The organism is Mycobacterium sp. NGS15 (assembly GCF_059813245.1).
In genome coordinates this window covers 343,409-367,017 of record NZ_JCALEF010000006.1, presented here as the reverse complement: position 1 = coordinate 367,017, position 23,609 = coordinate 343,409, and the positions used below count along the sequence as shown (strand labels likewise).

The following is a 23,609-nucleotide window of genomic DNA, read 5'->3' as shown; positions in this document are numbered from 1 at the left end:
GTTGTGCGGGAACCGGTGCAGGTGCAGACCGCGAACGGCGTGGTGGAGGGGTTCCGCGATAATGGCGTGCGTCGCTTTCGTGCCATACCGTACGCCGAGCCTCCTGTGGGTACTTTGCGCCTCCGCAGCCCGGTGCCGGCGAGACCCTGGGCAGGTGTGCTGTCGTGTGATTCCTGGAAATCGGCGTCACCGCAGAAACGTATCTACGTACCGCTCTCGATCAACAGGTTCCAGGCGGTCAGCGAGGACTGCCTGACGGTGAACGTCACCGTGCCGGATGAGACCTCGGGGGAGGCCCTGCCGGTCATGTTCTACATCCACGGCGGCGCCTATGTTTTGGGTAGTTCCGCACTGGCCTTGTACGACGGCGCCGACCTTGCGCGGCGCGGATGTGTTTTCGTCTCCGTGAACTACCGGGTGGGGGCCTATGGGGCTATCGACCTGTCCTCGCTGTCGGACGACCAGCACACCATCGACAGCAATCTGTACCTGCGTGATCTCGTGCTGGCGCTGCAGTGGGTGCGCGACAACATCGCGGCCTTCGGCGGAGACCCCAACAGTGTCACGATCTTTGGAGAAAGCGCCGGGGCACATTGTGTCCAGATGCTGTTGACCGTTCCCGCAGCCGCAGGGCTGTTCCAGCGCGCGATCTGCCAGAGCACGGCCAGCGGAATGATCCATACCCAGGACGAGGCGGCGGCCAATGCGCGCAGGCTCGTCGAGTACCTCGGCGTCGACGTCCGCTGCCCCGCCGAGGCGGTCATCAATGCCCGGCCGCGTGACCTGGTGCGGGCGACACACCGGCTGCTCACCGCGAAAACCCGGGAGTCGGCGTTCTCGCTCGGTGTGGGCCCCAGCATCGACGGTGAGGTTGTACCCGCTGATCCGATCTTGATGATGGAACGCGGTGAGGCGCATCGGGTCCCGCTCATCATCGGGTACAACGCCGAGGAGGTACGGTTGTTCAACCGACTGCTGACCCGGGTGATGTCGTTGTCCCGGTTCGATGCCCGTGCCGTCGCAGGCATCCTCGGCACGCTCAGACCCGAGGACGCGAAGCGGGTGATCGATTCCTATGAGGGCTATCCGTCCCGGGATGCCCTGGTGCGCCTGATGGGTGATGCGATGTTCGGCTCGGAGGCCTGGCGGGTAGCGCAGGCGCACGGTCATCACTCGTCCGTCTACTTCTATCGCTACGACTATGCGCCGCGACCGCTGCGGCGCTTCGGGCCGGGGGCCGCGCATGCGACGGAACTGTTCGCGGTTTTCGGCCTCTTCAAGCGCTGGCCCGCATTGGCAGGGAAAGGAGACAGGCACGACGCGTTGGCGCTGACCGAGGACATCCAGAGCCGTTGGCTCGACTTCTCGCGGACGGGCATACCGGGCATCGAATGGCCGGCGTACCGCGAGCCGGAGCACGCCGTCATGGTGTTCGACCAGCATCGGCGTATCGACCTGGATCCGCATCGTGTGCAGCGGGAGTTGTGGCGCGATATCAGCCGCGCAGCCTGAGTGGTTCTCGCGGGAACTCGCCGGGAGACTGCTGCGTTGACGGTCAATGCCCGCCGCTCAGGATGAATTCGACCGCCAGCTCGCCCATCTGACCGAACGGGGGTGCCCGGTCGGCGACCGCGCGATCGAGCTTCGAGCTCGGGTCGCTGGTCTCCCACCGTCCACGATCAATCCCGCAGACCACATTCCGTTCGTTCTCGTCGCCACCGCAACCAGCTATGAGCAGACGGCGCCATTGATGAGCCTTAACGGGCGTAAGGGTTTTCATGTCATGGATGACGGCGATGCCGAGGTGTACCGGCCGGTCGTGGAGATCCCGGATCAGCCTTATCTGCTTGCCGATGTCGATACCGGGAGTGAGTTCTGCAATGTGACACCGGAGGAGGCGTTGGCGACTATTACCGCGCGTGGACGCACTCCGCTGACCATCGACGAGGGTATTGCGCTGGTGATCGTGCGGCCGGACATGTTGCGCAAGAACAAGTGTTTCTCGCTGGCGGCCTCACGGGGAAAGGGGCAGCGGGTGCCCGCGATCTGGATATCCGATCGGCGCCCGAAACTCGGATGGTGCTGGGATCGCAACCCGCACACCTGGCTGGGCACTGCCTCGTGTGGGGGCCGGATTGTCGCGTAGGGATCGCTGCGGATAGCTGGAGCCGTCGTCTGGCTACGCGCCTGAAAAGTAGCCCCCGGGGCCGTCATTGGCATATGGTGGGTTGGCGATGCCCGGTGAGAGCGGGCGTTGATCCTTATTTTCTATGGAGGCACCTGCGGGTTTATGAGTTTTGTCGAGTTCGTGAAGGATCGCTGGGCGGTCCTGTCCTTTCTCGCCTATCAGCACATGAGCCTGGTCCTGCAAACGCTTGTTGTCGCGGTGGCGTGTGCCCTGCTTCTTGGAGTGCTGATCTATCGCTCGCCCTGGGGTGTGGCCAGCGGTAATGCGCTTGCCGCCGTCGGCCTGACGGTTCCCTCGTATGCACTTCTCGGGGTGCTCGTCGGCATTGTCGGTATCGGTGTCTCACCGTCGGTCATCATGCTGGTCTTCTTTGGGAGCCTGCCGATCCTGCGCAATGTTCTGGTGGGATTGACGGGCGTGGACCAAACGCTGGTGGAGTCCGCCCGCGGGATGGGCATGGGCCGGCTTGCCACATTGGTGCGCTTGGAGTTGCCCCTGGCCTGGCCGGTGATCATGACGGGCATCCGTGTGTCGGCGCAGATGCTCATGGGTACAGCGGCCATCGCGGCGTTCGCGCTGGGCCCGGGGCTAGGAGGCTACATATTTTCTGGGATCTCGCGCATGGGCGGCGCCAACGCCACTAACTCCGTAATCGCCGGCACGGTCGGCATTCTCATCCTGGCGGTAGTCCTCGACACGGTGCTCAATGTCGTCACCCGCCTCACGACACCGAAGGGGATCCGTGTCTGACGCAACGGAAAACGCAACGACGACCGGCGGTGCACGGATCTTGCTCGACGGCGTTACCAAGTTGTACGACGGAAAGTCCACTCCCGCAGTCGACAACGTGACCATGGAGATTCCCGCCGGTGAGACGGTGATGTTCGTCGGCCCATCCGGATGCGGCAAGACCACCACGATGAAGATGATCAATCGCCTCATCGAGCCGACGAGCGGGCGGATCTTCATCGGCGACGAAGACGTCACAGACAAGAACCCCGATGAACTCCGACGCCATATCGGCTACGTGATTCAAGGGGCCGGGCTTTTCCCGCACTACACGGTCGGTGACAACATCGCCATCGTGCCGCGACTGCTCAACTGGGACAAACAGCGCATTGACGAGCGCGTCGATGAGCTGCTCGATTTGGTGAATCTTGATCCGGTTCAATACCGCAACCGGTGCCCGCGTGAGCTGTCCGGTGGCCAACAGCAGCGCGTCGGCGTGGCCCGGGCGCTGGCGGCGGACCCGCCAGTGCTGTTGATGGACGAGCCCTTCGGGGCCGTGGACCCGATAACCCGGCAGCGCCTACAGGACGAATTGCTGCGTCTGCAAGAAGAATTGAGCAAAACGATCGTATTCGTCACCCATGATTTCGATGAGGCGGTAAAGCTCGGGGACAGGATTGCGATCCTGCGTGAGGGTTCACAGATCGTTCAGTACGACACCCCCGAGGTGATTCTGGCCAATCCCGCCAATGATTTCGTGCGGGGATTCGTGGGGCATGGCGCCGCGCTCAAGCAGCTCACCATGACCCGTGTTCGTGATGTTGAGCTACACGAGGCGGCCGTCGCGCATGTGGGTGACAACCCTGCGGAAGCGATCGAGGCCGCGGAGTCCATCGACCGCGAGCATGTGATCGTGCTCGATGCGCAGGAACGTCCGCTGCGGTGGTCATCGCTGGATGAACTTCGCGCGCCCAATGCACTGCAACGGGTTTCTCAAGACGATGATCTCGAAAAAGTCAGTCTTGCATCGACTCTCACCGACGCGCTGGAAGACATGCTGACCTCGTCGCACGGAGTCGTGGTGGTGACGGGTCGACGCAACACGTATCAGGGCGTCATCCGGGTCGAGACGATCATGGATGCGATGGCCGAGCTGCGCGCTGCGGCGCAGTAGGGATACCCACATGACGACGTCTATCATCGCTGCCACCGAGTCACCGGCATCAGCGCCGGCCGCTGGTAGAAAGCGGGCGCTGGCAGGCCGGCAGTTATTGCAGCCGCTGGCATGCGTTGTGGCCGTGGCGGGTTCGCTCGTCTACGTGAATCTCGCGGATGTGTCTGTATCGGAAAAGCGCTCGCTGGCGATGTCGAATCTGCTCGTCCTGCTCGGGCAGCACATGGCGATCAGCGTCGCCGCGACGGTGCTTACCTGCGTCGTTGCGATTCCGCTCGGTATTGCATTGACGCGCAGGCCCGTTCGTCGGTATGCGAAGGCGATCACCACATTGGTGGGATTCGGCCAGGCTGCACCGGCTATAGGACTGATCGCTCTCGGTGCGGTGTTTTTCGGCATCGGCGGTGTCGGTGCGGTTGTTGCCCTGACTGTCTACGGCGCGTTACCCATCGTCGCCAATACCGTGATCGGGCTCGACGGTGTCGATACGCGTCTTGTGGAGGCTGCGCGCGGGATGGGAATGTCGGCCCGGTCCACTCTGTTGCGGGTCGAGCTGCCGCTGGCATTGCGTGTGATCGTCGCCGGGGTGCGCACCGCATTGGTACTGATCGTCGGTACGGCCGCGCTGGCGTCATTCACCGGCGCCGGCGGACTGGGCCAGCTGATCACGACCGGCATCAAGCTGCAACAGCCGGTGACCTTGGTCGTGGGTGCGATCCTGGTGGCCGCTCTCGCATTGTTCATCGACTGGCTCGCGCGCGTTGTCGAGATCATCGCTGCGCCAGGGGGACTGTGATGCGTTCTCGGCTGATGGCGTTTCTCTGCGTGGCCATGGTATTACCGGCGGGTTGCGGCCTGCAGTCCGCGAGCGGTGCGGTGCTAGCGGCCAAGCCGGGCTTGATCCAGCACTATGACTCGCTTCACGATGTCAATATTACTGTCGCGGCAAAGGATTTCACCGAACAGCTGGTTCTGGGCAATATTGTCGCGATCATTCTCAACGCGGCCGGTGCCAGCGTCACGAACATGACCAACATTCCCGGCAGCTTCGGCGTGCGGCAATCAATGCTGACGCGGGTGGCCAATGTGTCGCCCGAATACACCGGAACCGGGTGGATCAACTACCTGGGGCATGCCGACCCCATCAAGGATCCCGTCGCGCAGTGGCAGGCTGTCAACAAGGAGGATGCCGCCAACCGTCTGGTCTGGTTGCCCCCGGCGCCCATGAACAATACGTACGCGTTCGCCATCCGTGAATCGGAGGCTGAACGATTAGGAGTGACAAAACTGTCGGATCTGCGCCGCGTGTTGCGTAACGATCTGACGTTTTGTGTGGAAAGCGAATTCGCCAGCCGAAACGACGGTTTCGTGCCGATGCTCAGGACCTACGGCCTGTCGACCGGGCAATTGGGCCGGGTCACCAACCTGGACGTGGGAGTGGTGTACTCCGCCACCGCCAAGGGCGAGTGCAACTTCGGTGAAGTATTCACCACAGACGGGCGTATTCCGGCGCTCAAGCTGCGGGTACTGGAGGACGATCGGCACTTCTTCCCGTTGTACAACCTCACCGAGGTGATCGATGCCGACCTCTTGGCGGCCCATCCGGAGTTGAGCGAGATTTTCGCGCTGCTCAACCCGCGGCTGACCAACCACACCATGCTGGCGCTGAATGCCAAGGTCGATTCGGCCGGTGAAGACCCCGCGATCGTGGCACGCGACTGGCTGGTCGACCAGGGTCTGCTCAGCCGCTAGCTCGTGATAATCCGGCACCTGTCACACTGGTAGTGATGGTGGCGATGTCGGCACTGGTCTTCGGGCTCAGCTGGTGGCTGGGCCTCTACCTGCTCGCGCGCAACCCCCGAAAGCCCGTCCTCGTCCTCGCGGCGCTCGGACTGATCGGTTTCTCCGTCGTCGTCGCGCTCGACGCGATCCGGGTCACTCCGGGATCTGATGCCGAACTCCTGGGCCGCATCGAGGTTTTCACTGCGATCATCCCGAGTGTCGCCTGGCTATTGGTGCTGCTTGAACTCACCAACACCGGTGACCGGTGGCGTGATCGCGCCGCGATGGCCATACCCGGTGCCGTCTTGGCCGTGGTGCTCCTGGTGGGGGCTTCGCTGGCCGGCACCATCGCGGGTCCCGCACAACTCGGGCACTGGATCATGTTCTGCGCTAATGGGACCGCCGCCATTGGTGCCGCCATCTTGTTGTTCCGGCGACGCGCATCGATACCCGGTTCGGCACGCGGCGTCGTCCTGGTCGCCACCATGTTCTTCACGCTGGGTGATGCTCAGCTGATCATCCCGCTCGGTATCCTGCCGAGTTGGTTGGCACTGGCGTCGACTGGTTTCGACCTGGTGCTGCTCGGTCTGGGGGTTGCGCTGTGGGACGCCTTTGACGAGGGGCAGGCGCTGCGTGGTGACATGCTGCGCTCCTTCGCCGCCTCGATCCTCGTCGGGGCGTTGTTCGGTGCTCAGGCCATGATCGGCATTGCCGTCGTCGGCCAGTCGGTCGCTCTCGTGGTGCTGTTGTTCACCAGCGTCGGCCTGGCCGTCTGCATTCAGGTGCAATCGGGCCCCTTCGCCGACTTCCTTGACCGCCTGGCCTTCTCGCGCTCGCCGCAGCTGCGTCACGAGCGTTCCGAGCTGCGTAACACGGAGGCGGCATTGCCGCTGAAATCGGCATCACCCATCGACGGCCTCGATGACGAGACGTTCGCCCGCCTGACACGCCGGGCACTGAGCCACTACGGCGATCTGGCCAAACTCGTGGCCAGCCCGCTCGCTGCGCTGCCGGTCATCGATGAACGGCTTGCGGGCCGTGGCGCCTCCGATCAGCCCGTCGAGCGCGCCAATGAGCTCAGAGCAGTTCTTGCCGAATCCATCTCGCGGCTCAAACCCCGGGACGACGGGGACTTCGGCACCACTGACCAGTGGCGCTACTACAACGCCCTGTACTTCCCGTACGTCATGGGCGTGCGGGCATATGCGCAGGGCGCGACGGCCGCGGGACTGGACCCGGTATCGCGTCAAGCGTGGCAGTGGCTGGTCACCGAGGTGCCGCAGCGGTCACTGCATAACTGGCAGAATGCCGCCGCCAAGCTCATCGCCGCGGACCTGCGCGTGCAGACCGCCCCGGTGCCGAATGGTCTTCGCGCCAATGGCTCATCACCAGTTTCGCGGTAGCCGTCCCCGTTCGCGCCGCCATCCGGCATGACTGCCCGGATGCCATCGCCACGACGTTGGGATGAACGGCCACACCAGCGGCACGGCGCGCAATAGCGCGCGATAAGCCGTCTCGTCGGCCAGGTTCCAGCGGATCCCAAAACGCTTGCGCACCTGGGGTGGCAAGCCACCATAGATGGTCAGCCGAAGCGGTGGTGCCAACGCCATACGCATCGGCGCCGTAGGCAAGGCAAGTCTCGCGGCCGGCTTCAAATAGGACGCCACCGGGAGGTACGGCGACTTGCTCATATCGGGGACGGCACGTCCTTCGATGACCTTCATCAGGTAGTCGGCCGCGGGGTTGGGCGCGAGCACCTCGTCGCAGTATCGGTCCCACTCTTCTTGGAACGCGGCCCTATTCGGCGGCAGCGGCTGCTCGCTCATCGCGTACCGGCGATACCATTCGACCCCCTCCTGGTAGAGCTGCTCACGTTCGGTGTCGGACAGTCGATAGCGGGAGTACCGGTCGATGGTCTGTTCGACCATCACCTGAAATGTTGCATGAGCCCACCAGAAGGTCGACGGGTTCAGCGCGTGATACCGGACGCCATCGGGCTGGATGCCCTTGATATCGCGGTGAAAGTCCCGCACCTTCATGCCGGTCCCATCCGCGGGGTCGTCGTACACGGTCCCGAGGATCGGTGGTAGCGAGCGGAACACCCTGTCCACGGGGTCGGCGAAGAAGTTCGAGTGCTCGATCAGGGCGTAGCCGATGGCGGGATCCATCGTCTGCAGGAGCCCGGCAGTGCCACCGGTGAGAGCGATGCGCATATCACCGGCCCAGCGCCATAACAATGAACGACGGCCAAGCTTAGCGCCGGGTGCAGTAGAGATGACATCGGCTGTTGTCATCCTCAGATGATGGCACAGCCGGCGATGAATTGGCAGGAATTGGCAGTGCCGAATGTCGAGATGGCAGTGCATCGGCGGCAGTGTCGGTGGTGTCAACTTTCGCACAGAGCTTTCTCACAAGGAGTCCCCCATGTCCGTAGCTTCAGAGAACGCCTCGGTACTTCGCACCCGCTTCGCTCAACCCGACTCGCTCCTGCGATTCGGCGTCGCCATCGACGGCATCGCGACCGGTACCGTCGCCGTCGTTCTCCTGATCGCCGCGAAATGGCTCGTCGAACCGCTGGGTCCCTCGCTGGCATTTCAGGTGGCACATGCCGCCGCGCTCATCGGATACGGGGTGCTGGCATATGTGTTGAGCCGCGCCGATAGGTCGAAGCTCCCCGCAATCGGCGTCGTCTACATCGTCGGCAACCTGCTGGCGACGGTGCTCTACGTGTTGGCGGGCGTCATGACATGGGTGCCGCTGACCACCGCCGGCGTGACGCTCTGCATCGTGTTCGGTATCTACACCGCCGTCATGGCGGACATCCAATTCCTCGGACTACGGCGCCTGCGCTCCGCGTAGCCGCCCATATGCTCACCCGCTTCCGGGGTGAGCCGGTGCCGGGCCACCCGCTTGGTGGCCCGGCACCATCATGCCTAGACCGGTGTCAGCGGCAACCGCAGGGCGCCCGGCGCGGACTCGGGAACGGTCGGATGGTTGGGCTGCACCGGGAAGAGGCGCTTGTAGGGCGAACCCAACTGCGGCCGCGGGTCCAGCTCACCGTTGTTGGGCCAGAATGCCATGGCGCGCTCGGCCTGAGCCGTGATGGTGAACGACGGGTTGACGCCCAGGTTCGCCGAGATCGCTGATCCGTCGGCGATGTGTAGTCCCGGGTAGCCGTAGACCCGCTGGTACGGATCGATGACACCGGTCTCGGGGGAGTCGCCGATGGGGCAGCCGCCGATGAAATGCGCCGTCAGCGGGATGTTCATCGAATCCAGGTGGGTGCTGCCCGCGTATCCGTCGACCTTGTCGGCCATCCGCCGTGCGACGTCGTGCGCGACCGGGATCCAATCCGGGTTCGGTTCTCCCGAGCCCTGTTTGGTGGTCATCTTCTTGCCGAACAGTCCGCTCTTGAGATAGGTGGTCAGCGAGTTGTCCAACGACTGCATCACCAGCACGATGATGGAGTGCTGCGCGGCGCGGTAGGGGAACATTGATCGGAACACCATGGCAGGGTGCCGCACGTTGGCCAGCCAGGTGCGCGCGAAACGCCACGGGCCGCCGTCAACCATGTTGGTGCCCAACATGCTCAGGAAGGTCGAGCCTTCCCCATATCGGACCACCTCGACATGGGTGTTGGGTTCAGGGTGGATCGACGAGGTAATGGCGACGCCTTGCGAGAAGTCATCGCGGGTAGGGGAATAGACGATGGGCACGGATTCGGAGTTGGTGCGGGTCTGTTCGCCCAGACGATCCGACAGGTTGGGCAGCGACCCTGCATCCTTGAATTTGTGCAGCAGCCGCTGGGTTCCCAGCGATGCCGCCGAGAACACCACATGCTGTGCGGTGAACGTGCGCTTCTTCTTGCGTACCAGCCGCCCGGTCTGTTTGGTGCTGACCGCATAGCCCTCACGATCCTGCAGGGGCCGGACGTCGAGCACCTCGGTAAGCGGATGTATTTCTGCGCCAGCGTGTTCCGCGAGATACAGGTAGTTGGTCTCGGTGGTGTTCTTGGCGTTGTGCTTGCAGCCGGTCATACAGGCAGCACAGCCGATGCAGCCGGAGCGTTCGGGGCCGGCGCCGCCGAAGAACGGATCCGGCACGGTCTTGCCCGGCTCATCGCCGAAGAACACCCCCACATTGGTGGGGTGGTAGGTGTCCTCCACGCCCAGGTCCTTGGCGACGGCGAGTAGCACCTCATCGGGTGGGGTGGTGTGCGGAGTCTGCGCGACTCCGAGCATCCGGCTGGCCTGGTCGTAATAGGGCGCCAGTTCGGACTTCCAGTCGGTGATATGCGCCCACTGCTTATCGGTGTAGAACTGCTCCAGCGGTTCATACAGCGTGTTGCCGTAGATCAGCGATCCACCGCCCACGCCCACCGCGCTGGCGATGAAGGTCTTGCCCAACACGGTAAGTCGCTGCGGTCCGAAGCACCCGAGCGCGGGTGCCCACATCGCCTTGCGAACGTGCCAGTTGTTCGGGGGAAAATCCTCGCGTTTCCAGCGTTTTCCCATATCTAGTATGCCGACTCGGTAGCCCTTTTCGGTAAGGCGGAGGGCCGCAACGCTCCCACCGAAACCGGACCCGATGACGACCACGTCGTAGTCATAGTCCATGCGGTCAACCTACTGGTTGGTTGCCGCTGACGCACTGGAAATCAGGACGCGGCTTCTAGAGCCGCACGCATCTTCTCGTGGATCGCGTTGATGGCCTGCAGCGGGCGGATCATGACCTTGAACTCGATGATCTTGCCGGCGTCGTCGCAGGTGATGATGTCGACCCCGTTGACGTACGTGCCGTCTGGCCCGCCGAGCCGAGACTCGAACTCCAGGGCCGCGGTGTTCCCATCGAGAACTTCCTTGACGTAGTGGAAGTCGTTGTCGGCTCCGGCGAGCGTCGCGAACGCGGCCAGCAGGTACATAGCGGTGACTGCCTTGCCGCGCTGAGGGGTGAACACCACGGGGGAGTAGAAGACAACATCCTCGGCCAGCAGGCCGTCGAGTGCTTCCGGGTTCGCGCCGGAAATAATGCCGTGCCAGGTTTCAACCACGTTGTTGATCATGAGGCGAATATACCAGTCGGTCTACTTTGTGTGAGTGTCTACAGCTTGCGCAGGCGTAGCCGGTTGATCGAGTGGTCGGCGTCCTTGCGTAACACCAGCGTCGCGCGTGGCCGGGTCGGCAGGATGTTCTCCAACAGGTTTGGCAGGTTGATCGAATGCCAAATTTCCTGTGCCGCAAGGGTTGCCTGCTTATCGGACAGTTTGGCGTAGTGGTGGAAATGCGAGGATGGATTTGCGAATGACGTGGAGCGCATCGCCAGGAATCGGGAGATGTACCACTGTTCGATGTCCTCGATGCGTGCGTCCACGTAGATCGAGAAGTCGAATAGGTCCGAGACCATCAGGGTCGGCCCGGTCTGCAGTACGTTCAGGCCCTCGAGAATCAGGATATCGGGTTGCTGGACAACGTGTTTCTCGTTCTTGATGATGTCGTACAGCAGGTGTGAGTACACCGGCGCGCAGACCTCGTGCGCGCCCGATTTGACCTCGGTGACAAATCGCAACAGTCCGCGTCTGTTGTAACTCTCGGGAAATCCTTTGCGGTGCATGATATTCCGTCGAGAGAGCTCGGCATTAGGGTAGAGGAAGCCGTCGGTGGTCACCAGGTCCACCCGGGGATGGTGGTCCCAGCGCGCAAGCAGTGCCTGCAGCACGCGGGCCGTTGTCGACTTGCCGACCGCGACGCTGCCCGCCACTCCGATGACAAAGGGGACCAGGCGGTCCGGATGCTGGTCTCCGAGGAAGGTCGCGGTGGCGGCAAAGAGCCGCTGCCGGGCGGCCACCTGGAGATGGATGAGACGAGCCAGCGGCAGGTAGACCTCGGCGACCTCGGTCAGGTCTATCTGTTCGCCCAGACCACGCAGGCCGATGAGCTCTTCCTCGGTGAGGACCAGCGGCGTGGATTTGCGCAGCGCGCGCCACTGTTTCCGGTCGAACTCCACATAGGGGCTCGGCTCGCTCAGCCGCGGCATGGATGAGCCGCTCGCGCGAAGACCGACGACATGAACGCAAGTCTTGCAGGAACCCTCCATGAACGCGGCACTAGGGTTGTGTGACATGGGCGATAACGGCGGGTCGGAGAACAGCCTAGTCAATGAATACCTGCTGCTTGGGCTGCGGTTTGACCGCATCGAAAGCGGATACGTCGACTCGTTCACGGGTGCCCCCGCGCTGCGGCAGCGTGTCGAGAACGAGCCCACCCCCCACCCGGCGGACCTGGCCCGCCAGGCCGAGTCGCTGCGGGGCGAGCTGGCCGCCAGCGATCTCGATGCGGTGCGCAAGGCCTTCATCGACACCCACTTGAAGGCGCTGGCCTGTGCCGGGCGCAAGTTCGCGGGCGAGGACATCGGCTTTGTCGACGAGGTGCACGCTTATTTTGACGTGCGTATCGCGAAGGGTGACGAGGAGCGCTATAAGCAAGCACATGAGGCCCTCGAAAGCGTTCTGCCGGAAGGCGGTTCGCTACTGGAGCGCAAAACCGCCTACGACAAGTCCCAGGAGATCGATCCCAGCCGCCTGCAGGAATGTGTGAACGCCTTCTCCAGCGCACTGCGCGACCGGGTGCGTGCGGAATTTCCGCTTCCCGACACAGAGACGGTGACGTACGAGATCGTCAGCGACAAACCCTGGTCGGGATTCAACTACTACGAGGGCAACTACCGCTCGACGGTCGCCGTCAATTCCGATCTCAAGCAGTATTTGAACAATGTGCCCGCCCTCATCGCCCACGAGTCCTACCCCGGGCACCACACCGAGCACTGCCGCAAGGAAGCCGGCCTCGTGCGGATCGGGGAACAAGCTGAGCAAACTATATTCCTGGTCAATACGCCGCAGTGCCTGATGGCCGAGGGACTCGCCGACCTCGCCCTCTACGCGGCGGTCGGCGAGGACTGGGGGCTGTGGGCCCAAGAGATCTACGCCGACCTCGGGCTGCGCTTCGATGGTGAACAGGCGCAGGCCATGAGCCGGGCACGGGCCGGGCTGATCAACGTCCGCCAAGACGCGGCCCTGATGCTGCATGACGAGCACCGCGACGTCGAGGACGTCATCGCATTCCTGAAACGGTGGCTGCTGGTACCCGACGAGCGGGCTCGGCACATGCTCAAATTCCTGTCCTCGCCACTGTGGCGCGCGTACATCTCCACCTACGTCGAGGGCTATCAATTGTTGAAGGGATGGCTGGACCGTCGTCCGCCCGAGCAGTCCGTCGCGACCCGCTTCGGGCGGCTGCTTGACGAGCCCCTGGTGGCGTCCACCCTCCTATAGCCGGGTATAGGCGCCGACTAGGCTGAGGGGCATGACGACTTCCGGCTCTTCTTCGACGTCCGTTGATATTGCGCAGGGCGCGCAGTACGCCGAGACCGCCAGCGCCGCGTACCGTTCGGCGCTCGAGGTCATCGAGACCATCGAACCGCGGATCGCGGACGCGACCCGCAAAGAGCTTGCCGACCAACGCGATTCGCTCAAGCTGATCGCCAGCGAGAACTACGCCTCGCCCGCCGTCTTGCTCACCATGGGCACCTGGCTTTCCGACAAGTACGCCGAGGGAACCATCGGCCACCGCTTCTATGCCGGCTGCCAGAACATCGACACCGTTGAGGCGCTGGCCGCCGAGCATGCCCGCGAGTTGTTCGGCGCGCCGTACGCCTACGCCCAGCCGCACTCGGGAATCGACGCCAATCTCGTTGCCTACTGGGCGATCCTGGCCACTCGGGTGGAGGCGCCGGCCCTCGCAGAAAAGGGCGTGCGCAACGTCAACGACCTATCCGAAACCGATTGGGAGGAGCTGCGCCATCAGTACGGCAACCAGCGCCTGATGGGTATGTCACTGGACACCGGCGGCCACCTCACCCACGGCTTCCGCCCGAACATCTCGGGAAAGATGTTCCACCAGCGCAGCTACGGCACCGATCCGGAGACCGGCTTGCTGGACTACGATGCGCTGGCCGCGGCGGTACGCGAGTTCAAGCCGCTGGTGCTGGTGGGTGGTTACTCCGCGTACCCGCGCCGGGTGAACTTCGCCAAGATGCGCGAGATCGCCGACGAGGTGGGCGCCACCTTGTTCGTGGACATGGCGCACTTCGCCGGCCTCGTCGCCGGGAAGGTCTTCACCGGCGACGAGGATCCGGTGCCGCACGCCCACATCACCACGACCACCACCCACAAGTCGCTGCGCGGGCCCCGCGGTGGCCTGGTGCTGGCCACCGCCGAGTACTCCGACGCCGTCGACAAGGGCTGCCCCATGGTGTTGGGCGGACCGCTGTCGCACGTGATGGCGGCCAAGGCTGTCGCTCTGGCCGAGGCGCGTCAGCCCTCGTTCCAGGCGTACGCCCAGCGTGTCGCCGATAACGCCAAGTCGCTCGCCGAGGGCTTCCTGAAGCGGGGTGCACGCCTGGTCACCGGTGGTACCGACAACCACCTGGTGCTGCTCGACGTGCAGTCCTTCGGGCTCACCGGGCGTCAGGCAGAATCGGCCCTGCTGGACGCCGGCGTCGTCACCAACCGCAACGCCATCCCAGCCGATCCCAACGGAGCCTGGTACACCAGCGGCATCCGGTTCGGCACCCCGGCGCTCACCAGCCGCGGTTTCGATGGCGACGAGTTCGACAAGGTGGCCGAGCTCGTGGTCGACGTGCTGTCCAACACGAGTCCGGCGGGAGGCGCGGCTGGTTCTTCCAAGGCGAAGTACACGCTTGCCGACGGCGTCGCGGACCGCGTGAAGGCTGCTTCGGCCGAGCTGCTGGCTGCCAACCCGCTGTATCCGGGCCTCACTCTCTAGGGTCTTTAGTCACCACGGCTCAACGTAAAAGCCCCCGGCACGCTGGTGTTTCGGGGGCTTTTACTTATGCTCGCGAAGAGTCGCGTGGCGATTTCACATTTCTGACGCGTCCGGTTAGTGTTACCGCATGGCACAGAAACCTGTACCCAATGCGTTGACTCTTGAGCTGACGGATGTCGTCGCCGAGAACATCGATCGCCACCGCGACACCGCGGAGCTTTGGTACTCCCATGAGCACGTCCCCTATGACCAGGGCGAGAACTTCGCCTTCCTGGGTGGACGCGACTGGGAACCCTCTGACGTCAAGCTGCCCAAGGCTGTTGTCGACGCTATCCAGATCCTGCTGATCACCAAGGACAACCTGGCGGGCTACCACCGCGAAATGGTCGAGCATTTCTCGCTGGAGGTCATTCCGTGGGCCGATTTCATCGGGCGCTGGACCGCCGAGGAGAACCTGCACGCCATCACGCTGCGTGAGTACCTGGTGGTGACCCGCAATGCCGATCCCAACGCCGACGAGGACACTCGGCTGGCTCACGTTATGAAGGGCTACCGGGCCGACTCGTTCAACCAGATCGAGACCCTGGTGTTCAACGCGTTCTTCGAGCAGATGCACGCGGTGTTCGTCAGGAATCTGGCCGCGCAGGCCGACGACGATGTGCTCAAGGGCCTGCTCGCGAATATCGAGAAGGATGAGCGCCGCCATGAGCAGATTTACAGCAATATCGTGCTCGAATGCCTGCGGCTTTACCCTGAGGACACCATCGCTGCCATCAAGGCCCGCGCTGCCGAACTGAAGGTCATCGGCGCCGACATCGATGGTTACGAGGACAAGGTCGCCTCCGTGGCCGAGGCCGGAATCATCGACGAGGTCACCGTGCAGGACGTGGTGCGCGAGCTCACCGACAAGTGGGGCGTGACCGAGAGGCTCTGATAGCGGAGCTGCCTGTTCGCCGAGCGCATACCGCACGCACAGAATCCGGGCGATTCATGTGCACCTGGTATGCGCTCGACTCATTTGAGGACCCCGCCGCACGCCTGTAACCGGCGTTAACCCGGTGTTAGTCAACACGCTCGAATCGGTGCGCGGCATCTACGTGTAGGTGCGAGTAGCGTCAAAAGCGATGGCTAGCGACATGCTTTGCTATCCGGGAGGTACTGATCGTGGCGAGAGCGACAGGACCGGCCCCGGTCCTGATGTGGACGGTCTCATGAGGCGTCCACACACGGTACCGACCGCGTCCACGACAGATCGCGTGTGGTGCCGCACGGATGTCAGGAGCGCTCGGTGACTGCTTCAATGAACCCTGGGACAATCCGTACCTATGTGCTCGACACCTCGGTGTTGTTGTCCGACCCTTGGGCCACAAACCGATTCGCCGAACACGAGGTAGTGATCCCGCTGGTGGTGATCAGTGAGCTGGAAGGCAAACGTCATCATCATGAGCTGGGTTGGTTCGCCCGCACTGCGTTGCGGATGCTTGACGATCTGAGGCTGGAATACGGCCGTCTCGATCAGTCAATTCCTGTTGGGACAGAAGGTGGTTCGCTGCACGTCGAGCTGAATCACACCGATCCCTCGGTGCTGCCCGTGGGCTTCCGCACCGACTCCAACGACTCTCGGATCCTGGCATGCGCGCTCAATCTCGCCGCCGAGGGCAAGCTGGTTACGTTGGTGAGCAAGGACATTCCGCTGCGTGTCAAGGCCGGTGCGGTGGGCTTGGCCGCCGACGAGTACCGGGCTCAGGACGTGGTGAACTCGGGCTGGACGGGTATGGCCGAGCTGGACACGGCGCCTGATGTCATCGACTCGCTCTTCGACGCCGGGGAGGCTGATCTGGAAGCAGCACGAGATCTCCCGTGCCACACCGGAATCCGGCTGCTCGGCGGCACCTCTAGCGCTCTTGGCCGGGTCAACGCAGAGAAGCGGGTGCAGCTGGTCCGCGGTGATCGTGAGGTCTTCGGACTACGCGGGCGCTCCGCGGAACAGCGTGTGGCATTGGACATCCTGCTCGACGAGTCGGTCGGCATCGTCTCTCTCGGCGGCAAGGCCGGCACCGGCAAATCGGCCCTGGCGCTGTGCGCAGGACTGGAAGCGGTGCTGGAGCGGCGTAGCCACCGCAAGGTAGTGGTGTTCCGCCCGCTGTATGCCGTCGGCGGTCAGGAACTGGGGTATCTGCCGGGCAGCGAGAGCGAGAAGATGGGCCCGTGGGCGCAGGCCGTCTTCGACACCCTCGAAGGGCTGGCGTCACCGGCAGTCATCGAAGAAGTGCTCGCGCGCGGCATGCTCGAGGTGCTTCCGCTGACGCACATCCGCGGGCGGTCCCTGCACGACTCCTTTGTGATCGTCGACGAGGCGCAGTCCCTGGAGCGCAACGTGCTCCTGACGGTGCTGTCGCGGTTGGGCAGTGGCTCGCGTGTGGTGCTCACTCATGACGTCGCACAGCGCGACAACTTGCGTGTCGGTCGTCACGACGGTGTGGCCGCGGTGATCGAGAAGCTCAAGGGCCATCCGCTGTTCGCGCACGTCACGCTGGTGCGTAGTGAGCGTTCACCCATCGCCGCGCTGGTCACAGAGATGCTGGAGGAGTTTGGGCCCGGGCTCGCCCCGTGAACTGACGGTTACGCTGTTGGGCGTGCTATCAAAGCGTGATGTCTTTCGGTGGACGATGGTCGCGGCCGCTGTGGGAAGTTTGATCGCGGCCGCGATCGTCGTCACCGACAAGCAGCGCGCCCTGGCCGAGCCGGTGGACTGCCAAAGCGAGAAGTGCGTGGCGCTGACCTTTGACGACGGGCCGAGTCCGTTTACCGACCGGCTGCTGGACATCTTGCGGGCCAATGGCGCGCACTCGACTTTCTTCGAAATCGGCAACAAGGTCCAGCGGGATCCGGCGGGCGCCAAGCGGGTCGTGGACGCCGGGATGGAGCTCGGCAGCCATACCTGGGAACACCCCAACATGACGACCATCCCGCCGGAGGCAATCGCGGGCCAGCTGAGCAAGGCCAGCGACGCCATCGAAGCGGCCACGGGTCAGCGCCCCAAGCTCTTCCGCACCGCTGGTGGTCTGGTCAACGATCAGGTGCTGGCCGAAGCCAAGAAGCAGGGCCTGGCCGATATCAACTGGGACGTCATTCCGTTCGACTGGGCCAATGACTCGAACACCGATGCCACCCGCGCCATCCTGATGTCGCAGATCAAGCCGGGGTCCGTGGTGCTTTTCCACGACACCTATTCGAGCACAGTGGATCTCGTCGAGCAGTTCCTTCCGGTGCTCAGAGCCAACGGTTACCATGCGGTGACCGTCACGAAGTTGCTCGGCCCGCGTGAGCCCGGCAGCAGTTACGGAAGCCGGGATAACGGTCCACCTGTGAACCTCCTGAAAGACATTCCGGCGTCGGAGATTCCGCCGCTGCCGAACACCCCTTCGCCGCTGCCCGCGACCAATATTCCCATTACCGACCTGCCCAACCAGGGTGCGGGTGGGCCGGCCGTCGGGCAATAGGGGTGCGCCTCGTCGCTTTGGTGTTGATCACGGCACTCCTTGTCGGACCCGCCGGCGTCGTACTTCCCGCCCCGCAGCGCTATTCGGCGACGATCAACCGCGACGAACGTGGTGTCCCGCATGTCAGCGCCGATGATTGGGGCTCGCTGGGTTACGGCACGGGTTACGCGTTCGGTGAGGACCGTGCTTGCACCCTGATCGACCAGATCGTCAAGGTGCGCGGTGAGCGCAGTAAGTGGCTTGGGCCGGGCGCCGACAACCGGAACATCGACATGGACTTCGGTTACCGTCACCTGAAACTGTGGGAGAACGCGCCCAAGCGTTGGGCCGGCCAGCCGGTCAGAGTGCGTGAACTGGTCGACGGATACGTCGCGGGGTTCAACGAGTCGTTGGCGGTCAACGGCGTGAACGGTGGCTGGTGCGACGGAGCTGGTTGGGTCAGGCCGATTACCGCGCAGGACCTGTACGCGCACTTCTCCGATGTCGTGATGACGGTGTCCAGCATCTCCATGATCACCGAAATCGGCAGGGCACAGCCACCTTCGGGTGCATCGGTACCTCGCCCGGGTGCGTTGCCCGCTCCGCCGCGGATGGGGAGCAACGGGTGGGCCCTGGGTTCGGAACGCTCCAGCACCGGCGGTGGCCTGTTGTTGGCCAACCCCCATTACCCATGGACGGGCGAGAACCGCCTCTGGGAGGCGCACCAGAGCATTCCCGGACAGCTCAACGTCTACGGTGTCGGGTTGTCCGGAATGCCTTTGGTGCAACTCGGATTCACCGACGCGGTGGCGTGGACGGCCACCGTGGCAGCTGGACGCCGCTTCGCGCTGTACCGCTACGACCTGGATCCGTCGGACCCCACCGCCTACTATGTCGACGGTCGGCGCCATGTCATGACACCCGACCCCATCACCATCGAAGTGGCTGGCGTGCACGGCATCTCGCCGATGAGTCGCACCCTCTACGCCACCAAACACGGGCCGGTCGCGGACGTGGAGACCGCGGGCTGGACACGGACGCAGGCCGTGGCGATGGCCGATGCCAACGCAGAAACCAATACCACGTTGTCCCAATACCTGGGCATGGCGACCGCAGAGTCCATGGATCAGTTCCAGGACGTGTTCCGCGCGAATCGGGGTGTGCCCTGGATGAACACCGTCTCGACGAGTGCTGACGGGCGTGCCTGGATCGTGGACAGCTCGGCGACACCGAACCTGTCCAGGGAAGCCCTTGCCGCGTGGGCGATCGACCGCGAAAGGCCGGGTCTGATCGGGGATGCGTATCGCTCGGCGGGCATGGTGGTGCTCGATGGATCGCGTTCGCTCTTCGACTGGGCCGACGATGAGAATGCCGCCGCACCAGGGCTCATCGGATACGACCATATGCCACAGCTGGAGCGGCGCGACTACGTCTTCAACGCCAATGACAGCATGTGGCTTGCTCACCCGGATCAGCTGCTCACCGGCTATCAGCCGCAGCAGGGCGGCGAGGGGTGGATGTTGTCACCCCGGACCAAGACCAATGCGCGACTACTCGCCGAGAACCGGGGCAAGTGGACCGTCGACGATGTCGGTGCGGCATTGTTCACCGACCGTGCGATCCTTGCCGACCAACTGCGCGTACCGCTGGTGCGGGCGTGCACGGCGGCCAAGACCGTCGACGGCGTCGATCTGGGGCCCGCATGTTCCGCCCTGGCAGGCTGGGACGGCAGGTTCACCAAGACGGCGCGCGGGGCCGTGGTGTTCCGCGAATGGCTCTCCCGGTTTACCCCGGCGGAGCGCAAAGACCGGGGCAGACTATTCGCGGATGGATTCGATCCGGCCAACCCCGTTGACTCGCCCTCGGTTCCGGCTGCCGATGTCAAGCCCTGGCTCGCAGAACTAGCAGCCGCCGTGCGGCTCTTGCAGCGCGCCGGGATCCCCGTCGATGCACCCTTGGGGTATCTGCAGCGCGAGGTGCACACCGGCCGTCTGTTGCCGATCGGCGGCGGAACCGATATCGAGGGCGCCGCCAACATTGTGGATTGCTGTTCCTGGGGTACCAGCTCCGAACCGCAACCCAACCCCGGCGACCGCCTGGAACCGGGTACGGAGCTGCGCGCCATCCCAAGTGCCTCGGGGATGCTCAATGGCTACCCCATCCAAGAGGGCGACAGTTTCATCATGGCACTGCAATACGGTCCCGACGGACCGGATGCGAAAGGCCTTCTGGTCTACGGAAACCCGGACGACTCGAAGAACCCTGCCTATTATGCGGGCACCCAGGCGTTCAGCGCCGAACAGCTGCGTCCGTTGGCCTTCGGTGCCGACGATGTCGCCAAGACCGCCGTTTCCACGGTGACCATCTCGCGGGCGCGCTAGTTGGTGTCAGGACCGGCGTGGGCGGGTGTTCACCAGGCCGGTCCTGACACCAGAGCATCGACTAAGACTTGCCGGTCAACTTGTCTTTGACTGCCTCGACGCCTTCTTTCACCTTGTCCGCGGCATCGGAGATCGCCTGCTTTGCGGAGGCAATTCCTTGGTCCGCCTGGCCCTCGGCTTTGAGGTCATCGTTATCGGTGGCCGCTCCAAAGGCCTCCTTCGCGCGACCCTTCAAATCCTCGGCCTTATTCTTTGCGTCGTCGGTAATTCCCATGTCGTGGAACCCTTTCCGTTGGCGGTGTTCGATCGTTACCTGATCCTGGGTGCTGCCGTTCGATTCATGTTTGCACCCAAGCCTTTTCGCCCTGTGCTCAGACGACCTGCGGGCGAACCTTGTCCTCGGATACCTCCTTGACCAGGAGCTGGAAGTCCAGATCATTGTTGGCCGCACGCCGAATATCGGCGCCGCATTGTCGGGCGAGGCGTCGGATTTCGGTGGTTGACGTGTGGGGCGAGACGCCCACGCTCACCCTGACCACCGGCCGGCCCTTCTCGCGGAGTGTCGCTGCGCGGGCACTCTGCACGGAGGGGTGCCGCGCCAGGTCATCCGCGGCCGCGTCGGCCAATCGGGACAGGTCGACTTCCCCGTCGGCGTCGCCAAGAGTACGTACCGATGTGGGACGTAGGTGTGCAAGCAGTAACCCGGCCCCGAGGAGGAAGGCAACGAGTCCGGCTCCCGCGAGGAGGCCTGACAGCCATGGCCATTCGAGTGCACGGGCCGGGGCCTGCGAGTCGATTGCCGCCGCCGCCCGGCGCGCCAGGCGGGTGTCGGTGCCGTAGCCGATCAGCCAGACCGCGCCGGTCAACAACACGATGCCTAGCAGTGCCGTGAGTAGCCTGTCGATGAATTGCGTTGTGCGCGTCACCGGTTGGTGCCACCCTTCTTCTCGGGAAGTGAGCCGCGGTGTCCGTCGCGCCATCGGTGAGCTGATGCATGAGGCACCAAGATTCCGTCGCCGACCGCGATATGGGTGCGGCGTCGCGGCTTCACCGTGAGAACGAGCAGGGTCAGGCCCGCGATCGCCGTCACCACGGCTGTCGGCCAGGTCCACCACATCCAGTGCGCGTGCTGTACCCACCTGGTCACGGTGGCGGTCCACATCGAACCGCCTGCCCATCCCACACCGATCGCCGCGTCGCGCAGCACGATCACGCCCGCGGCAACGAGTCCAAGGGCGACGAGGACGCTGGTGATGGTTGACCCGGCGACACGATGCGGCCCGCGGTATCTCTTGCTTACCTCTACCGCGGTGTCGCTTTCCGCCGGGTCTCCGGCTCCCACGGCGTAGGCGTCGGCCACTTCGGCCGGCGTGCGATTGCTCTCGATCCGCGCGATACGCACGTTGACGCTGGCCGGCTCTTCGCCGAGCGATTCGTGCAGTTCTTGAGCCACCGCTGCCCGCACCGCATCGACAACGCGCCTACCGTCAGCGGGCCATGTGGCCGCGATCTTGACGTTCACCGTGGGGCGTGTGTCATCGGCGATGGCGATCGATGGCAATGCCCGCCCCGGAGCCATACTCCCGTGGCGTACGACCCCGGGTACCGACAGCACGGCATGCTCGATCAAACGGTGGCGCACCCGCTCGTGGACGCGGGTGGCACCGCGGGCCGCACTCACCGCAGTCGTGGTCACCATGGTCAACTCCGGTCGCGGCGACCGAGCGCGGTGAGGTCGATGGTGCCGTCCAGATGCGCACCGACGGCACCGCCGACGCCCGCCAGGACCACGGCGAGCAGGAATCCGATGAGGCCACCGGTGACCACTGCGATCGCCAGCAGTAGGCCCGCGAACAGGCCTATCACTGCATAATTTCCATTCATTCTCGTCATCTCCTATCGAGATATTTGATGCGCTGTCGCCGGATGCGTCGCCGACGGGCTGTACTCACAAGGGACCTGAGGCGGCCGTGCCATGTCCGCCGTATCCGAACCGTGGAGCGCCGCGAGGCCCGGTCATCGGCGAGAGCCAGCAGCGCTGCGATGAGCTCTTCTGCCGATCCACCCGCATCCGGGTGATGCCGTCGTACGGCCTCGCGGCGCGCCTGCCGTTCAATCTCGAGCACGGCGGTCAGGCCTGTGCTTCGGCCACTGTCACGTCATCGACGACGACAACAACCGGCACGCCCGCCGCCTCACTGGCCGCTCGGCGCACCTGAGCGGCCACGTCGAGCAGGCCCGTCCGGAGGTCGAGCACCACATGGACCTCTCCGCCATCGGCCCCCAGCCGCACGCCTCGCACCGTCCGACCGGGTAGGTGTGTGGCGGGGACTCCGAGCCCTCCGGAATAGAGGCCGATGACGCCATCGACGGCGGTCACCGCCGCGACCACACGATCGACCCGCTCAGCGGTCCCGTCCGTCACTGGACTCGCGGCTCTCCGGCGTCGGATGAGTCGTCATCACCGTCGGCGAAGTGCACGTCGTGCACGGTGACGTTGACCTCGGTGACCTCGAGCCCGGTCATGTTCTCGACAGAGGAGATGACGTTGCTGCGAATTCCCTCGGCCAGATCATGGATGGCGATCCCGTAATCGGCGACTATCCCGATATCGATGGCTGCCTGACGTTCGCCGACCTCGACGCTCACGCCCTGGGTGAGGCTGGGTGAACCCGGCAGAGTCTCGCGCAACTTGCCCACCACGCGGGCAGCCTGGCCGCCCAGGTCGTAGACACCATCGACCTCGCGCGTGGCGATACCAGCGATCTTGGAGACCACCACGTCGGCGATGGTGGTGACGCCATGGTTCGCGACTTTCTCGACGGCCTGGCTGGACTTGTCTACCTGCTTCGACGAACTCACTTCATGGGTTTGGGTTGCCGTGGTCATCAGCTTCTCCTTCGACTTGTCTCAGCTTCCGGACATTTCCGTCCGGCACAATGAGTTCGTCGGGCAATGGTTGGTATTACGCACGCCGATGAGACCTAACGCACATTTTCGTGCTCACGACGACAGGGGACACAGTGGTGCTAC

The 23,609-nt window shown here is 64.0% G+C and carries 24 protein-coding genes; 14 read left to right on the top strand and 10 right to left on the bottom strand.

Going from position 1 to position 23,609, the window contains the following annotated elements; all coding sequences use genetic code 11:
- Window positions 1-15 precede the first annotated feature (15 nt).
- The 7 genes from AC5Y5C_RS19410 to AC5Y5C_RS19380 all read left to right on the top strand — a co-directional run bounded on the left by AC5Y5C_RS19410 (window position 16) and on the right by AC5Y5C_RS19380 (window position 7,276).
- Window positions 16-1,512, top strand: a complete 1,497-nt coding sequence (locus AC5Y5C_RS19410) for a carboxylesterase/lipase family protein (protein ID WP_499976086.1) — start codon at window positions 16-18, stop codon at window positions 1,510-1,512.
- 46 nt (window positions 1,513-1,558) lie between these two features.
- Window positions 1,559-2,146: a DUF5701 family protein gene (locus AC5Y5C_RS19405; RefSeq protein ID WP_499975406.1), complete on the top strand. Its 588-nt coding sequence runs from the start codon at window positions 1,559-1,561 to the stop codon at window positions 2,144-2,146.
- A gap of 144 nt (window positions 2,147-2,290) precedes the next feature.
- Window positions 2,291-2,938, top strand: coding sequence for an ABC transporter permease (locus AC5Y5C_RS19400; RefSeq protein WP_499975405.1), 648 nt, complete (start codon window positions 2,291-2,293; stop codon window positions 2,936-2,938).
- Window positions 2,931-4,091, top strand: coding sequence for an ABC transporter ATP-binding protein (locus tag AC5Y5C_RS19395; protein WP_499975403.1), 1,161 nt, complete (start codon window positions 2,931-2,933; stop codon window positions 4,089-4,091). The genes AC5Y5C_RS19400 and AC5Y5C_RS19395 overlap by 8 nt, the downstream gene beginning before the upstream one ends.
- Before the next feature lie 10 nt (window positions 4,092-4,101).
- Window positions 4,102-4,887, top strand: a complete 786-nt coding sequence (locus tag AC5Y5C_RS19390) for an ABC transporter permease (RefSeq protein WP_499975402.1) — start codon at window positions 4,102-4,104, stop codon at window positions 4,885-4,887.
- A gap of 14 nt (window positions 4,888-4,901) precedes the next feature.
- A complete protein-coding gene (locus tag AC5Y5C_RS19385) occupies window positions 4,902-5,843 on the top strand; it encodes a glycine betaine ABC transporter substrate-binding protein (protein ID WP_499976084.1) in 942 nt (313 codons plus the stop codon).
- A gap of 35 nt (window positions 5,844-5,878) precedes the next feature.
- The gene (locus AC5Y5C_RS19380) at window positions 5,879-7,276 is read left to right on the top strand and encodes a hypothetical protein (protein WP_499975401.1); all 1,398 of its coding nucleotides are present in this window, start codon (window positions 5,879-5,881) and stop codon (window positions 7,274-7,276) included.
- Here the strand turns inward: AC5Y5C_RS19380 and AC5Y5C_RS19375 are convergent.
- Window positions 7,259-8,167 carry an oxygenase MpaB family protein gene (locus AC5Y5C_RS19375; protein WP_499975400.1) on the bottom strand — a complete coding sequence of 303 codons (909 nt, stop codon included), beginning with the start codon at window positions 8,165-8,167 and terminating at the stop codon, window positions 7,259-7,261. The two genes, AC5Y5C_RS19380 and AC5Y5C_RS19375, sit on opposite strands and share 18 nt — an antisense overlap.
- Before the next feature lie 130 nt (window positions 8,168-8,297).
- Here AC5Y5C_RS19375 and AC5Y5C_RS19370 point away from each other — a divergent pair, with 130 nt between their 5' ends.
- On the top strand, window positions 8,298-8,732 hold the full coding sequence (locus AC5Y5C_RS19370) for a hypothetical protein (RefSeq protein WP_499975398.1): 435 nt from the start codon (window positions 8,298-8,300) through the stop codon (window positions 8,730-8,732).
- Between the two features lie 74 nt (window positions 8,733-8,806).
- On the opposite strand, the gene AC5Y5C_RS19365 is transcribed toward AC5Y5C_RS19370, so the two are convergent.
- From AC5Y5C_RS19365 to coaA, 3 genes are read right to left on the bottom strand one after another with little or no spacing between them, the layout of a single operon-like run.
- On the bottom strand, window positions 8,807-10,489 hold the full coding sequence (locus AC5Y5C_RS19365; RefSeq protein WP_499975396.1) for a GMC oxidoreductase: 1,683 nt from the start codon (window positions 10,487-10,489) through the stop codon (window positions 8,807-8,809).
- Window positions 10,490-10,530: 41 nt separating this feature from the next.
- On the bottom strand, window positions 10,531-10,935 hold the full coding sequence (locus tag AC5Y5C_RS19360) for a nuclear transport factor 2 family protein (RefSeq protein WP_499975394.1): 405 nt from the start codon (window positions 10,933-10,935) through the stop codon (window positions 10,531-10,533).
- A gap of 38 nt (window positions 10,936-10,973) precedes the next feature.
- Window positions 10,974-11,906 carry a type I pantothenate kinase gene (gene coaA, locus AC5Y5C_RS19355; protein ID WP_499975391.1) on the bottom strand — a complete coding sequence of 311 codons (933 nt, stop codon included), beginning with the start codon at window positions 11,904-11,906 and terminating at the stop codon, window positions 10,974-10,976.
- 85 nt (window positions 11,907-11,991) lie between these two features.
- Between coaA and AC5Y5C_RS19350 the strand changes: the two genes are divergently transcribed.
- From AC5Y5C_RS19350 to AC5Y5C_RS19325, 6 genes are all read left to right on the top strand, one after another.
- Window positions 11,992-13,200, top strand: coding sequence for a DUF885 domain-containing protein (locus tag AC5Y5C_RS19350; RefSeq protein ID WP_499976082.1), 1,209 nt, complete (start codon window positions 11,992-11,994; stop codon window positions 13,198-13,200).
- A gap of 31 nt (window positions 13,201-13,231) precedes the next feature.
- Window positions 13,232-14,713: a glycine hydroxymethyltransferase gene (locus AC5Y5C_RS19345; protein ID WP_499975389.1), complete on the top strand. Its 1,482-nt coding sequence runs from the start codon at window positions 13,232-13,234 to the stop codon at window positions 14,711-14,713.
- A gap of 127 nt (window positions 14,714-14,840) precedes the next feature.
- Window positions 14,841-15,647, top strand: a complete 807-nt coding sequence (locus AC5Y5C_RS19340; protein WP_499975387.1) for an acyl-ACP desaturase — start codon at window positions 14,841-14,843, stop codon at window positions 15,645-15,647.
- A 366-nt stretch (window positions 15,648-16,013) separates the two neighbouring features.
- Window positions 16,014-17,327: an RNA 5'-3' helicase PhoH2 gene (gene phoH2 / locus AC5Y5C_RS19335; protein ID WP_499976081.1), complete on the top strand. Its 1,314-nt coding sequence runs from the start codon at window positions 16,014-16,016 to the stop codon at window positions 17,325-17,327.
- Between the two features lie 22 nt (window positions 17,328-17,349).
- Window positions 17,350-18,216, top strand: a complete 867-nt coding sequence (locus AC5Y5C_RS19330; protein WP_499975384.1) for a polysaccharide deacetylase family protein — start codon at window positions 17,350-17,352, stop codon at window positions 18,214-18,216.
- 2 nt (window positions 18,217-18,218) lie between these two features.
- Window positions 18,219-20,576 carry a penicillin acylase family protein gene (locus AC5Y5C_RS19325; RefSeq protein ID WP_499975382.1) on the top strand — a complete coding sequence of 786 codons (2,358 nt, stop codon included), beginning with the start codon at window positions 18,219-18,221 and terminating at the stop codon, window positions 20,574-20,576.
- A gap of 61 nt (window positions 20,577-20,637) precedes the next feature.
- Here the strand turns inward: AC5Y5C_RS19325 and AC5Y5C_RS19320 are convergent, their stop codons facing one another.
- The 6 genes from AC5Y5C_RS19320 to AC5Y5C_RS19295 all read right to left on the bottom strand — a co-directional run bounded on the left by AC5Y5C_RS19320 (window position 20,638) and on the right by AC5Y5C_RS19295 (window position 23,465).
- Window positions 20,638-20,850, bottom strand: coding sequence for a CsbD family protein (locus AC5Y5C_RS19320; protein ID WP_499975381.1), 213 nt, complete (start codon window positions 20,848-20,850; stop codon window positions 20,638-20,640).
- A gap of 97 nt (window positions 20,851-20,947) precedes the next feature.
- Window positions 20,948-21,502 carry a hypothetical protein gene (locus AC5Y5C_RS19315; RefSeq protein ID WP_499975377.1) on the bottom strand — a complete coding sequence of 185 codons (555 nt, stop codon included), beginning with the start codon at window positions 21,500-21,502 and terminating at the stop codon, window positions 20,948-20,950.
- Window positions 21,499-22,275 (bottom strand): hypothetical protein, encoded by a 777-nt coding sequence (locus AC5Y5C_RS19310; RefSeq protein ID WP_499975375.1) that lies wholly within the window; start codon window positions 22,273-22,275, stop codon window positions 21,499-21,501. Before AC5Y5C_RS19310 ends, AC5Y5C_RS19315 begins: the two co-directional genes overlap by 4 nt.
- Before the next feature lie 2 nt (window positions 22,276-22,277).
- Window positions 22,278-22,460, bottom strand: a complete 183-nt coding sequence (locus AC5Y5C_RS19305; protein WP_499975372.1) for a DUF2273 domain-containing protein — start codon at window positions 22,458-22,460, stop codon at window positions 22,278-22,280.
- A gap of 247 nt (window positions 22,461-22,707) precedes the next feature.
- Window positions 22,708-23,001 carry a hypothetical protein gene (locus tag AC5Y5C_RS19300; RefSeq protein ID WP_499975369.1) on the bottom strand — a complete coding sequence of 98 codons (294 nt, stop codon included), beginning with the start codon at window positions 22,999-23,001 and terminating at the stop codon, window positions 22,708-22,710.
- Window positions 22,998-23,465, bottom strand: a complete 468-nt coding sequence (locus AC5Y5C_RS19295) for an Asp23/Gls24 family envelope stress response protein (RefSeq protein ID WP_499975365.1) — start codon at window positions 23,463-23,465, stop codon at window positions 22,998-23,000. The genes AC5Y5C_RS19300 and AC5Y5C_RS19295 overlap by 4 nt, the downstream gene beginning before the upstream one ends.
- Window positions 23,466-23,609: the final 144 nt, after the last annotated feature.